Genomic DNA, 13,304 nt, shown 5'->3' on the forward strand with positions numbered 1-13,304 from the left:
CGAAAGTTCACCGCCCGCCATGTCCAAGAAAACTCTTAACGCAGCTAATTTGACAGCACTCGGCGCTGATCGCCTTGCCGAGCTTTTAATGGAAATCAGCACGGGAAGTGCGGATATCAAACGGCGACTGCGCATGGAGTTAAGCCATAACCTTGGCGCGTCTGAGTTAGCCCATGACGTTCGCAAGCGCCTTGCCGCAATTCGTAAATCCAAAGCGCGCGTGAGTTGGCGCAAGCGCAAGTCCCTTGTGGCGGACCTTAATACTCAAGTCGCAATGATCGTTGACAAAATCTCGCCGGATGACCCGGACACGGCGTTCGATCTTTTGTGGCAGTTCATCGAACTCGCGCCCTCGATTTATGCGCGGGCAGACGACCGCCGTGGTGATATTGCCACCGCATTTCACGAAGCTCTTCAACATTTCGAAGACATTGGCCCCCGCACACAGATCGACAGCATAGCGCTTGCCGACCGTGTTTGGGCAGCAGTTTCTGATAATATCTACGGCGAGTGGGACGATATCATTGGCCTGCTCGCCGAGACATTGGGCACAGACGGTCTTGCCGCCCTCAAAGAACGGATCGTGCAATTTGCAGAAACCTCCAATGAACAAACCGCGCCTGATCACGAGGCATTTGCCTTTTTGCGTGACCTAAGAGGCGGCAGTGACTACCGCACGTCACAACGCGAGGCGCTTGTTCAGAAATCCCTCCAAGAAATTGCAGAACTTAGCGGTGACACAGAAGGGTATATTGCACAGTTCACAGCGGCAGACCTGCGGCGGAAATCCGTTGCAGCCGAAGTTGCGACCCTCAAACTTACCGACAGTCAGCCGGAAGAAGCGCTGGAAATCCTGACAAATGCCAACACCGAATTTGACCCGTCTGCTCAAGATGCTTGGGACAGCGCCTATATCGCAGCGTTGTTGAAACTGGACCGAAAGACAGATGCGCAGACACACCGATGGGCGTGTTTTGAGACGCGGCTCAGCGGTGACCATCTGCGCAACTTCATGAAGGCGCTGCCGGATTTTGACGATGTAGAGGCCGAAGACCGCGCGAGACAGGTTGTGTTAGCTTACCCCGACGCCCCACACGCGTTGCACTTCTGCCTAACCTGGCCCGATCTGCACACAGCAGCGCAGTTAGTCATCGCGCGGGCGGATGAATTCGATGGCGACGACTATGAATTTTTGAACAGCGCAGCAGACACCTTGCATCAAAAGTACCCGTTAGCGGCCACAGTATTGTTACGCGCAATGATCGATTTCGCACTCATTGAAGGCCGCACATCACGTTACGGTCATATCGCTAACCATTTGCGCGATTGCGAAATGCTCAGCAACGACATCTCGGACTATGGTGATTTACCAACGCACGAAAGCTATGTCGCGACTTTGCGAACCGATCATTCAAGCAGATCGTCGTTCTGGGAGAAATACGAACGTAGGTAGTATGGCTCTACGGCTAATCCGCCGGACCACCGAACCAGCAGCACCAAAGTTATACGCCAAAATGATATGAGGTATGGCGGAGACGAAGGGAGTTTCTGCCATTGATTATATAGCGCAATAATATCAACAATACTTGGCGTTTAAGCCTTGCGGAACTGGGTACAAACTGGGTACGTTTGTATAATGAGTAGTTCTCTTGAGCAAGCTTGCCTTAGCAAGAATGGTGGAAAGCAGTACTATCTGCAGTTCCATATTAAGCCTTGGATGAAGCGTTTGCCTTGGTTTCGGCGATACATTGCACAGTATCCAAACCGAAAGAACGTCAAGGAGAGCCTACGCACACCCGATTTGTATACGGCGCTGGGGCTTCTTCATAAGCGGCTGCCTGAAATGGGGCTAGTATGGAGTGAGGCAAGTAATTCTTTAGAGCCATTACCAGCCAAAGAAATCACCACACTCACCGAAGAAGGCGAATACTTCCAAGCTATAGAGCAACTGTCATTACTCGGTGACAGCCAACTCATACCCACGATGGACCCAGCGCACCCCGATGCGCCATCATTGCCAAGAGATATTGAAGAAGAAGTCTTCGTGGAGAGCATGGAGTTTGGCGATAATCGACCAGATCAACGATCTAAAGCTGCGGTCCAAGCTCGACACAACGCAAGGATGAAAGCCTATGATAGGGCTGAAAACAAAGAAGATCAGAAACTCTTCCCAGACCCGCACCCCTACGAAGCTACCTTGTTATCTGCTGCCGCACTTCTCATTTCTGAATATGAGGCTGATCACAGAGCCAAGAAAGACACAGCCAAGATTAACACAGCAACGAAGAAGTTCTTAGCGTGGCTTGAGCAGGACGACGTGCCTCTCAACAAAGTCACCCCTAATCACGTAAAGCAGTATGTAAGATATGCCCGTGATGCCAATGTTCCTAAAAACACGTTCTCCGCTGAGATTGGTAAGCTTAAACAAATCTATGCAATAGCAATGGAGGAAGGACGGCTTGCGACGGATAGTGTTAGTCCCTTTGCCAACGCAACCCTTAAGGGCTTCAAACCAGCTAAGGCTAAAGCCAGCTACTCCCCACAACACGCAGAAGTACTGGCCCGAGAAGCCGCAGCAAAAAAGCGTAAGGACACCCTAATCAACGTTGGGGTGAGCTACTACACGGGAATGCGGAGCAGCGAGTTATATGAGTGCCACCTAAAAGATGTGGATGGCCTTCTTTGTTTCGAGATTAAAGATGGGAAAACAGCTAGCTCAAAACGGAATGTACCGCTTCACAATCACCTGCTGGAATGGCTTAAAGAAGGCGAGAGCTTACCGAACATAGGTTCTGGATTTAACTGGGTGTCGCCTACGAAATCTGAGTTCAACAAGGCGTTTAATAGGTTCAGCGACACCTACTTACTAAAAAAGCATGACATATCCGAAGATGCGGGAACGCTCAGTCATCACAGTTTTCGTCACGGCATGAGTACTAGATTGTTTGAGGCTGGCTATAGTGAGCTAGAGGTAGCTCATGTGGTGGGCCACAGTTCAGAGACTGTGGGGAGAACTGAAACAGCGAAAACCTACATCAAAAAGGCGTCGCTATCCGTACTGCAAGATCGAATAAATAGCATTGAGGCGATTTCACTCCCCTCAATCAGAGACGCCATTTAGTTGGGATAAGCGTTTACCACACAGGCTTAACCCCAGCACCTCAGCCAAGTCCGCCACAACCACCCGTGCTGCATCGTTGTATGGCTGGTAGATTGGCTTGAACGAGATTGGCATAGGTGTGGTTGCTTACTTCAAGAGCAGTTCACAGTTCTCTTCTATAGACCGCTGGTTGCCAAACGTCTGGGCCGTTCTTGCCCTCTTGTACGACTGTAATTGCGCTGAACCCAATTAAGGTATTCAGAGCTTTCATCTGCGCCCTCCCGTCACCTCCGCACCACTTCACGTAATTTGACTGGCTAATCACAAGCTCGTCACCGACGACGCATCGTGACTTGATATGACCCCACAAAAAGTATGCTTGCTTATGCTTTCCGTCTAGCAGTCTTCTATCAAGCTGATCGACATCCATTAGACTAATGACTCTAGGAGACATAATGAAATGGCTTAACTCTCTGCGCTCTTCGTTGGTCAGCGAATGATCGCAGTGGGTAGCTTCAAGCTGCCGAGCATAGTCATCAACCAAGTCAGGTACTACACTCTCGTGTGTTGCAAGAGCCGCTATTTCGACACAGGCTTCTTTGGCAGCTTCAACGAGCTTGCCATGTTTGTTCTGGAAATCTAGTGAAATCTTGTTAGTCATCTTTTGTTTGGCAACCTAGTGATTTGAGGTCTGTTTCGTAACATCACATACAAATGGAAACCAATTAAGCATATTCTCACCTATCTAAAGGGAGGTTAGTTGACAACATTTTGATTGGTCAGATACCACTTGGGTAAAGAGTTAAATAGGAGCGGTATGGATGCAAATGATGAAGAAGTTACTTTCTATTAGCGTTGCTATGACGATATGCGCTTCAACAGCTTTAGCAGAAACATACCTAGAGCCGATTGGCGAGTTTGACGATTGGGTAGCGATTAAGGCGAAGGACCCAGCTGAGTGTTGGATGACAGCTATACCTGTCAGAGGAAAGACAGTGCATGAGCGTAATGGTAAGGTGGTCACTGATGTCGACAGAGGTAAAGAGACCCTATTTTACGTAGTGTTTCGCAGTGATGGGGCGTCTAAAGATGGAGAGCTATCTTTTACTGGCGGTGAATACACATTCGACGAAGATAAAGCGTTCAATTTATCTATCAAAGGTGATGACTATTTGATGATCGCACAGAATAGTGAAGGTAGAGGCTGGGCCTATCCATCTATCGAAGATGAGAAAACTCTCATATCAAAGTTCAAGGCTGGTGCTGATTTCTCAGTTACTAGCCGATCTTCACGTGGCACTGTTTCTAAGGACGTGTTTTCCTTGATAGGTTTTACTGCTGCGTACAACGCTACTAAGAAGGCTTGTAGCTAAGGCACTGAACTGACAGAGCTTATTTAGTACGACGTCATGTGTAAGTTTTTACAGATAGAGTTTATAGCGCTTAAACTTTTGTATTTCTCTAGTCGAATATCTTGTCGTGCTGCGAAAGCCCCAGTCGAATATGCCCTTTCATGTCCGTTGAGTGCTGTGAACTCAAGAGCTGCCCCATTGTTTTGCTGTGCGGTGTAATTAGAAACTGCTTCGCAATAGCCATATGAGAAGGACAAGCTCTGACTACTTTCAGGGTCGAGTTTATAAGTACTTTTTGTGCAAGCTGCTAAACAACAAAGTAGAGTTAGGACGATTACTACCCTACACGTCATATCGCTTCGCTGCTCCCATCAAGAACGTTAATTCGAGCTAACTAATCTTAGCCATTTTGGAGATTGTATACATTTTACCATAAGCAGCAACTATGTGTTCTCGCTCATTCTCTCTTATACCCAACACTGAGATTGTAGTCAGTGTCATAAGTATCCCCTGAGCAGCACTCAAAGATGTTGGACTTACAAACAGCACACTGCTCATGCCCGTGTACGACAACAGTGTTCAGCGGTGACTGACATCTAGGGCAACGTTGCTTGTGGGCATTGGCAGGGTTTAGAGGGTTATCCATCTCAGTATCTATTTTGCAGTCAAAATGAGTATTCTCGTATTGAGCCAGCTTGCACGGAACCTCACTGATTTGACAACTAGGGTGCCATACGTAACTTTCACCGTGAATTAGGAGAATAGCTATGATTGATAATGACTTGCCACCATTCCTTATCCAAGGTGAGCCAACACGGTTATTTCCTGTATTGTCACTCACCTCCAAGGAAGGTCGTGCCACGTCTATTTTACTAGCTGTAATGCAGAGTGTTCCTGCTCTAGCTCAGTCAATCTTCAAGCCGTTTAACCAGCGAGTAGGTCAGAGATCACGTCTCTCATGTTTTACTGAGATTGTATTCAAGACATCGGGAAAGGCTCATAAAGCAAGACCTGATGGTTTGTTGGAATTGCACACTGGGCGAACCACCTGGAGGTGCTTGGTCGAGGCCAAGATCGGTAACGCCGCTTTAGAAGCAGACCAGATTGAAGAATACCGAAGCATAGCAAAAGAGAATAAGATTGATGCGCTCCTCACGATTAGCAACCAATTCACCTACAAGCCTGACGTTCATCCAATACAGCAAGTTACAAACTCTAAATCTAAAACACTTGTCATACACTGGTCTTGGCTAGCTATCGCAACTGAGATTGACCTTCTGTTGTCCGATGATGACTTAACTGATGTTGAACAGATTATGCTGCTCAAAGAACTAAAGCGTTTTCTAAGTCACGAGAGTACTGGCGTTAAAGGGTTCGATAGGATGCCGCCTGAATGGGGAGAAATTAACAAACTTGTTTCTGCGGGTGGCGTACTGACAATGAAGAACCCGCTTGCAGACGCTTCTGTTCGTGCTTGGCAGCAAGAGATGCGTGATTTGTCCCTTCTCCTCACAAGAGAAGTGAAGGAAAGTGTTACTGAGCGCTTGCCTGTGAAGTGGCGTAAGCAACCCGATGAACGTTATAAAGCGGAGGTAAAACGCCTGTGCGATTTGAACGAGTTAAGTGGTGAACTTAGCGTTCCAGGGGCGGCATCCACTCTTGAAATTCGGGCTGATTTACAACGACGAGTTGTTGAAGTTGGTATGACAGTAGAAGCGCCAACAGACAAGAAATCTAGCACTGCACGACTGAACTGGTTGCTAAGGCAAGTTAAGAATATAACGCCAGAAGATGTGTTCATTACATCCTACTGGCCTGGTTCTAGTAAGCCATCTGTGCATTCTTTGACTGCATTGTTGGAAGAACCGTCGGTAATTGAAGAGGGAAAGCAACACCTGCAGGCTCATTCATTTAAGGTATTTCTATCCAAGAGCTTGGGGGCGAGGTTCGCTCAGCAGCAAAACTTTATCGTCGACCTAGAACGAGCAGTACCTGACTTTTATGCTCGTATTGGTCAGAACCTTAAAGCGTGGCAGAAACCTGCTCCCAAGATAGATCAACGCAGTGCCGAATTGGATGAAGAGGATTAGGCTGTCAGGCTTCGTCTGTCATACTCGCAATAATCCTATACAGGCTTGTCTTGCTGATCTCTAAGTCCCTACAAATCTGAGCCTTACTCACGCCCTTCTCCAATGCAAGCTTAACCATGTCAGTCTTTGCACGTGCTGTAGGCTTTCGTCCTTTGTATTTCCCCTCAGCTTTAGCCTTAGCGATGCCTTCACGCTGCCTCTCCAGCATCATCTCACGCTCAAACTGTGAGACAGATGACATGACATTCAGGATCAACTTGCCTGTAGCGTTGGAAGTATCAACGGCGGTGCCACCCATGCCTAAAGTCACGGATCGCATCTGTATCTAATTTAGAGCGCAATGGTACGACTTACTAAAACATCGCTGGACAGCCTGTTTCCTCCTGAAAGCGGATATAAGCTTGATAGAGGTTTTCTCGCTGCAAGAATAAGCCATTGTCGAAAACACGATTATGGTCGTTAAATCTGACGTATTCTAAATCGGACAAATGCTGCTCTAGCAGGACCCAGTCAGAATAAACTGGGTCACCATCATCGCCACAAGAACTAAACGTTTGGTAAATTAGGTCTTCGCCTTTGTACTGATAACTACTGTCAACACCTTGATAGCAATAGGATTGCTCCAATTCAGTTTGGCTAAGCTTTACTAAAAGGTGGTCCATCTGATGGTTAGCTTCAAAGGATACACCAGGTATGGTAATATCCTGTATGTTTAGCCACCACTGGAAGACACAGGTATTCGGTGCTGTTTGTTTGATCTCAAATACTGGCTTCATGTATCTCGCACAGCTAATGCCATCAAACTCCACATCGAAAGAATAAGCCAAAGACTGTAGCCTATTTTGCTTATCCTCATGCACACACCAACCTGGTTCCAAAGCAAATGCTGACGAAGATTGTAGGGTTATAATGAGGGCCAGAGAGACATTGCGCATCCGTAACTTCATCCCACAGATTATGGATTTGCGATGATTGCCAGCGTTTTCAACACTAACTGACATCTAGAGAATGGGCATTTGCAAGATTTAGGAGGTTGGCCATTAATGCTGATCATTCTCTCCAACCATACTGTGCTAAGCAAGACGACATTGCTGCTTTCTTAGCGTCTTTACCTGCTCTGCTTTTAGCTAGACCATCAGCAAAACCGCCCAAAAACCCACCTGAGTCCTTTGAAATGTTACAGTTAATGCTGTTGCCAAAACCTGAGCAGTTTGCTGAGGAGCCAAAATCTATTGGGCGATATGAGCGCTCCGCTTGCCGCTCAGCTTGCCGAGCTTGAGGTCGGCAGATAGCGATAGCTTGGGTAGCGGGTAATGTTGGATTGCCGATAATAGCAGTTAGCCCTGATGTGTTAGGTGTTATTTTGGGCTTAGTAGGTTGCCGTTTAACCACTTTTCTTTTTGGCGCAGCAAAGAAGCTGGGAACGTCAACTTTACTCAAGACGGAAGTAAATACTTCTTCGTCTGACCTTACATTGAGATCATTAATCTGGATGTAGTTGGTGAAGGCTCTGCTCGTGCCACTACCCCATAGACCATCAACGGTGCTGCTATATAGCCCCAACTTCTTAAGTGCGTATTGGAGTTGCTTACGCCGAAGAATTGTTTGAGCCTTAAACAGGCTTCCTAGTACTGCGCCATCTTTGATTGTAATAGCGGCTGGCTGCTCTTGCTCTGGCTTAAAGGCAAGCCCACAATCAGAATACTTACTTTGAATACATTGTAGGGCTAATTCCTGCGCTTCCTCAACTGCATTAGGACTCATCAAACCTGCAATCTTGTCCCGTTGTTCATATGCTTCACCGCTACCATTCATAGAGGCTATATTGAACCACATGTGCGCAATAGTTCTAACTTGGATAGTTCCCCTGCCATCAGCGTATAACTTGCCCAAGATGAACTGCGCTTTGTCATTACCTTGTGCTGCCAGCCGTTGTGCAACAGAGAATGCTTCCGCATACTCTTTAGCCTCATACAGCGCCAGTAACTGCGTTATGCCTTTTGTAGTCGTCTTCGGTTTAGGCTCTGGCGTTAAAACCTCTACCTCTGGCGCTTGCCTTACTGTTTTGTTTTGCGCCTCCTCATCAAAGGCATCCTTTAGAATACTGGTGAGCAGACCATCAACATTAGTTTTGTCCTTAAGGCTCTTATTTGCTCGGTACTCTTTATTGTATGCTTTCAACGCAGCACGAGTTGAGACACCATAGAGGCCATCAACGCTGGATGTGTAGAGTCCTTTGTGAGCAAGGTTTGTCTGTACTTGAAGTCTGTCTTCTTTGGTAAGGCTAGCAAAACGCTTACTTAACACTGTAGTTCGGGTTTGCGCTTTTGGCACTTTGCAGTTGATGCCTCTCTTCCTAGCCTCTGCCCTAAAAACACGGGCTGACGACGTTGTACCCCATCTTTTTGTTCCATTGGATACCTTCACCGCTAAGGTGCAGACTAGTGCGTCAGAGTAAGAACTCACACTTTGAGCCTTTATCTGGGATGGCAAAAGGCAGCTGAAACAAAAAACGAATGAAACCAGGGCCAAGCCTTTGGAATAAGAAAGCCTAGATTTGCACTCATCAAAGATATCCATCTTTACCCCTATTCTTTGCCTGGACATATAAACCCATCACCCTGAACGCTTTCATGCTTGAGCCTTGTGCTTGCTGTCAGCAGTAATCCTGTACAGACTTGTCCTGCTGATCCCCAAGTCATTACATATCTGAGGTTTGCTTACGCCGTCCTCTAATGCAAGCTTAACCATGTCAGTCTTTGCACGTGCAGTGTTGGACTAGCAAAATACGGTAAAGTATTAGCTTCAAACACTCAATCTCTGATCATAGTTGCGAACAGTTGAAGCATACCACTTACCACCTTTCGCTGTAGCAACATCCAGATCATTCAAATGTTCTGCAATATACCTATATGAGCGCCCCATCTTTCGGTTGTCCTTGATTAGCTGAGAAACTTTCAGTGCCATCTGATCAGCCAGCCCTTTAACAGCGTCATGCCGTGCTTGGTTGTTAGGTCTGTTCCCTCCAAGCTTCACACCCCGTGCTTTAGCTTCTTGTAATGCAGCCTTTGTTCTAGTGCTGATGAAGTCACGCTCAGCCTCACTGAGTACAGCATAGATGTGCAGCATCACTTTATCTGCTGTCGGCATTGAAGCGACTTTGAAGTCTACCTTCTTGTCATCCATTAACGTGGCAATGAAAGAGACCTTGCGGGATAAACGGTCCAACTTAGCCACAAGAAGTGTAGCCTGTTTTCTTCTGACTAGTTCAAGTGCTTCTTGTAGCTGAGGGCGATCAGCTTTGGTTCCACTCTCTACATCACAGAAAGTCCCGATAAGCTCATGCTGCGGTTCCGCATAGTTTGCTAGGTACAGCCTGATGTCCCGTTCCTGAGTTTCCAAGCCAAGCCCGCTGTCCCCCTGCGACTTCGTACTGACACGAGTGTAGATAACGAACTGCTTCACTGTGGGTCCCTCTCCGCTGCCTACTTTTGGTCTTACTCAAAGGCTATACACAATGTCAACGGTGGTTCATCTTGTACAGTGTAAGCTAAGAAAAAGGGCCAGACGTGATGTGGAGGCGTCTAGCCCTTTAGGTAGCGTTCTAACAGGGAAGTTAGAATACAGTATATACGGATGTACTTCTGGATTGGATCACATTGTTACCAACACAGGTATGACAGGAAGATTAGAAGCTATGATTGGGGTATGGATACGAAAGAACTAGACCTCGCCCTCATACCGCCCACAACGCCTCTGACGGGCTATCTCGTGGGACAACAACATAGGTGATGCACTGGGTAATGGCAGGTGTGGATTGTGACGACACAGTGGTTCCCACTCAGACAGATAACTCTGGTTGTGCCACTGCTTACCTTTCCGCTTCTGCAAGATGTACTGGATGCGATCCACACAGACGATAACCCGATACTTATGATCGGCATAGACAGTGGGATAGTCAGGGTGTGTTTCGGGTACGGTGATTGGTGAGTGATACATGCGTGAACCTCCGCTTGATCTGCATGATGATGAGGGGGTGGTGGGTGCTAGTGGAAGTGGACAAGGGGGATAAGGGATAGCTGTAAACAGACACGGCCCCCGAACAGTGATTAGAAACTGCCAAGTCAGGACTGAGGGTGTTTAACCCCACGTTTTAAGGTGACCCTGACAGCATAGCTGTACTGGTTACGTGTTCGCAGGAGGTGTTACCTGCTGATGTTAACGGGGGTTAACTTAGGGGGTGCAGCATGGGTATGGCGGGTATGGGGGATATACGTACTCAGCCACTCCCATAGATGCCTTGTTATAAGGGAGACTTTATTAGGATAGTTTGGTGAGACAGTCAGGCGATCTTAAAAATAGACTTAATTATCAGCTTGGCGCCCTGCAAAAAGCTAATTGAGTTCTCCACTATTGCATTAACTATCTGTTTGTAGTTTAATTAATTAGCGAAGATTCACGGGAAAAGAGGGTGAATTATGAAGATTCGAGCAACAGCTATAATTGATTTCGACGTCGAAAATTATGTGGACGCAGCAGCAGAAGACCAAAGAATAAAGCAATTTTTGGCACAATATGTGGCATCCAATCGAAACATAGTTTGGAGCGGGGTGGAGTTGAAAGAGAGAAGAGACACTAAAAAATAATCCGTCTACGGGCCAGTACTACAATTGGTTATATTAGGAGAATAAAGACATGAAACTCAGAGCAACCATCGTTATCGACATTGACGTGGATTCCTACACTGAAGCTGCAGCCGAAGAAAAAGGAATAACTGATTTAATTGATGATTACTGTAAGGATAACAACAAAGTGGTATGGCATGGCGTTAACGTAAAAGAGCGTCGAGGCAACACTGGGGTTGATTTTTCTAAGATGAAATTTCGCAGCAATTAGTAAACCTAATGTTCTACAGTTTCGTCAGATTGGTGTGTGAGATCACGTTGCAAAATGCTGCACGACGGGTCACGGTCAAATTAGCTATAATGACCGCTGCTCCAACCAGCGTACCCACGCCCCAAAATCATTCAAGCCATAATGGCCTTTTGGCGAAGCTATAAAGTTGTGCAAAACGGAACATTGCGAACCTTAAACTTGCTTCAAATCACCTTCCATGTGGGTATCATGTCTTGCCAGAGAACTTGTCGTAGTAGTCCTTGAGGGAAGTGCCTAGCTCGTCTGATGGGTTATACTTTCCGCCTGACTTAACGAACTGACGCATACCGCCCTTACCGCCCAGATGTGCAACAGAGCGTAGCCCGTCACGGTTATAGCCTTTGGCTGCATCACCTAGTGCATCAATAGCTTTGTCGATGTCCTTGAAGTGCCATTGCGCCACCTCGTCTTGTAGGGCTTCATCGGCTTGGAACTCATCCTGTGTGAACGAAGAGCCAGTAGCTTTCTTGTAGTCCGCCAAACGAGCTTTACCGAACTGCAGTTTACCAACGAACTTCCTGCCATCCTTGATCGTGATCTCTGCTTGGCTGTTACCACTGCTCTCGCTTTGTGTGAGCCTTGCAAGGAAGTCATCGTTGTCTGTCTCAGGTTCCTGCTGTGTCTCTACACTGGCTTCGCTTGCAGGTTGTTGCTGGTCCCACTGAGAGTAAAAGTCATCCACGATAGCATCACGGGACTTGCCTACTGGTGCTGCTATTTCTTCTTCTGAGATAGGGTCTGCATCCTGCAAGACCTCTGCAATGATGGAACGTATGCGTGAGTTCAGGCGTGGGTATGTACGATTGACCACCTGCAAATAAGGTTCTGCTTTACCTACACGCATTCCAGTTATCATCTTAACTAGCTGCGCAGTTGTGAGGACAAGGTTTAGTTCGTTCTCGCTCAAGCCCTTTAGCTTCTGATCTAGGGTTAGTGGTGTAGAAGATGCTGGACCGAATGCACGTCTGATGCTGTTCAACAGATCGTCTTCTTTGGGCGTGGGTTTCATTAAGCCAGAGGACATTGGCTTGCTCCTTTATATGGTTGGGATGATTGGTTTTCGCTCTCTCCTGCTGAAACCGTAAACAGACGGCTCTTAGCTTTTTGCTACACAGGAGGAGACAGGGACAGTGAGTGCCGTCAGGTAGTTAAGTATTTAATATAAAACGATAATACATACATTTGTTAACCAGTAATCGTAAGTGTACGACTGTTACGCTAGGTATGTGCTGATGGTATCGCCTACACGCAAACGCCCTTCTGCACGGTGAGATTGTGAACTCAGCAACTCTGCTGCCACAGCCTTGTCCAAGTACTGGATGAGCTTCGTGGAGTAGCCGTACTGGTGCAGTGTACCTGCTCTTCGTGTGGTTATGTCGATGGTATCATCAGCTTCATGTGCAGCTACAACGGACGCAGCGACTAGCTGGTGAAGCTCTTTGTTTAAGCTAGCCCTGCGGTAAGGCAATGCACCTACAGCTTTGAGGATAGCCTCTACAGTAGCTGTGCGCTCTGTGAAGTCTGCATCACCAGTAGCCAGCCGCTCTTCACCACGATCAAGTAAGTGAAACAGGTTCACCGCTTGTGTGCCTGATCAAAGAACGCTGCACTGCCTAGCCGTTTGTGGCTGTTATACATCCTGCGTTGCGTAGTCAGTTCGTAGAACTTGGATGGGTCTGCTTGCCTCAGAGACATGAAGTCTGAGAATACACGGGGGGTGTGTTTAGACATGAAGGTACTCCTTCGTTTGTAGATGTGAGGGGGGTGTCAGAAGGGGCCTTGAAGCACGTGGCAAGGGTAGCCTTCTAGATGTGTATAGTTTTACTC

Annotated in this window: 13 protein-coding genes; 5 read left to right on the forward strand and 8 right to left on the reverse strand. The window is 47.2% G+C overall.

Going from position 1 to position 13,304, the window contains the following annotated elements:
- Positions 1–19 precede the first annotated feature (19 nt).
- Together NeNHUV3_RS05360 and NeNHUV3_RS05365 are read left to right on the forward strand one after the other, a co-directional pair.
- Complete coding sequence (locus NeNHUV3_RS05360) at positions 20–1,453, forward strand: DUF6880 family protein (protein ID WP_391482982.1); 1,434 nt, start codon at positions 20–22, stop codon at positions 1,451–1,453.
- Between the two features lie 183 nt (positions 1,454–1,636).
- Positions 1,637–3,121, forward strand: coding sequence for a tyrosine-type recombinase/integrase (locus NeNHUV3_RS05365; protein WP_391482984.1), 1,485 nt, complete (start codon positions 1,637–1,639; stop codon positions 3,119–3,121).
- Between the two features lie 142 nt (positions 3,122–3,263).
- On the opposite strand, the gene NeNHUV3_RS05370 is transcribed toward NeNHUV3_RS05365, so the two are convergent.
- Positions 3,264–3,761 (reverse strand): hypothetical protein, encoded by a 498-nt coding sequence (locus NeNHUV3_RS05370; RefSeq protein ID WP_391482986.1) that lies wholly within the window; start codon positions 3,759–3,761, stop codon positions 3,264–3,266.
- Positions 3,762–3,921: 160 nt separating this feature from the next.
- Here NeNHUV3_RS05370 and NeNHUV3_RS05375 point away from each other — a divergent pair, with 160 nt between their 5' ends.
- Together NeNHUV3_RS05375 and NeNHUV3_RS05380 are read left to right on the forward strand one after the other, a co-directional pair.
- A complete protein-coding gene (locus NeNHUV3_RS05375) occupies positions 3,922–4,473 on the forward strand; it encodes a hypothetical protein (RefSeq protein ID WP_391482987.1) in 552 nt (183 codons plus the stop codon).
- 746 nt (positions 4,474–5,219) lie between these two features.
- Positions 5,220–6,542, forward strand: coding sequence for a hypothetical protein (locus tag NeNHUV3_RS05380; protein ID WP_391482988.1), 1,323 nt, complete (start codon positions 5,220–5,222; stop codon positions 6,540–6,542).
- Between the two features lie 4 nt (positions 6,543–6,546).
- Here NeNHUV3_RS05380 and NeNHUV3_RS05385 read toward each other — a convergent pair whose 3' ends face one another.
- From NeNHUV3_RS05385 to NeNHUV3_RS05405, 5 genes are read right to left on the reverse strand one after another with little or no spacing between them, the layout of a single operon-like run.
- Complete coding sequence (locus NeNHUV3_RS05385; RefSeq protein ID WP_391482990.1) at positions 6,547–6,861, reverse strand: recombinase family protein; 315 nt, start codon at positions 6,859–6,861, stop codon at positions 6,547–6,549.
- A 34-nt stretch (positions 6,862–6,895) separates the two neighbouring features.
- Positions 6,896–7,543: a hypothetical protein gene (locus NeNHUV3_RS05390; RefSeq protein ID WP_391482991.1), complete on the reverse strand. Its 648-nt coding sequence runs from the start codon at positions 7,541–7,543 to the stop codon at positions 6,896–6,898.
- Between the two features lie 49 nt (positions 7,544–7,592).
- Positions 7,593–9,122: a peptidoglycan-binding protein gene (locus NeNHUV3_RS05395; protein ID WP_391482993.1), complete on the reverse strand. Its 1,530-nt coding sequence runs from the start codon at positions 9,120–9,122 to the stop codon at positions 7,593–7,595.
- Positions 9,123–9,173: 51 nt separating this feature from the next.
- Positions 9,174–9,293 carry a helix-turn-helix domain-containing protein gene (locus NeNHUV3_RS05400; protein ID WP_391482995.1) on the reverse strand — a complete coding sequence of 40 codons (120 nt, stop codon included), beginning with the start codon at positions 9,291–9,293 and terminating at the stop codon, positions 9,174–9,176.
- 54 nt (positions 9,294–9,347) lie between these two features.
- The gene (locus NeNHUV3_RS05405; RefSeq protein WP_391482997.1) at positions 9,348–10,007 is read right to left on the reverse strand and encodes a recombinase family protein; all 660 of its coding nucleotides are present in this window, start codon (positions 10,005–10,007) and stop codon (positions 9,348–9,350) included.
- A 1,230-nt stretch (positions 10,008–11,237) separates the two neighbouring features.
- Between NeNHUV3_RS05405 and NeNHUV3_RS05410 the strand changes: the two genes are divergently transcribed.
- The gene (locus NeNHUV3_RS05410; RefSeq protein ID WP_391482999.1) at positions 11,238–11,438 is read left to right on the forward strand and encodes a hypothetical protein; all 201 of its coding nucleotides are present in this window, start codon (positions 11,238–11,240) and stop codon (positions 11,436–11,438) included.
- 226 nt (positions 11,439–11,664) lie between these two features.
- Here the strand turns inward: NeNHUV3_RS05410 and NeNHUV3_RS05415 are convergent, their stop codons facing one another.
- Positions 11,665–12,501: a hypothetical protein gene (locus tag NeNHUV3_RS05415; RefSeq protein WP_391483001.1), complete on the reverse strand. Its 837-nt coding sequence runs from the start codon at positions 12,499–12,501 to the stop codon at positions 11,665–11,667.
- Positions 12,502–12,690: 189 nt separating this feature from the next.
- Positions 12,691–13,056 carry a hypothetical protein gene (locus NeNHUV3_RS05420; RefSeq protein ID WP_391483003.1) on the reverse strand — a complete coding sequence of 122 codons (366 nt, stop codon included), beginning with the start codon at positions 13,054–13,056 and terminating at the stop codon, positions 12,691–12,693.
- Positions 13,057–13,304 lie beyond the last annotated feature (248 nt).

This window comes from Nereida sp. NH-UV-3 (assembly GCF_042939535.1).
Lineage (GTDB): Bacteria > Pseudomonadota > Alphaproteobacteria > Rhodobacterales > Rhodobacteraceae > Nereida > Nereida ignava.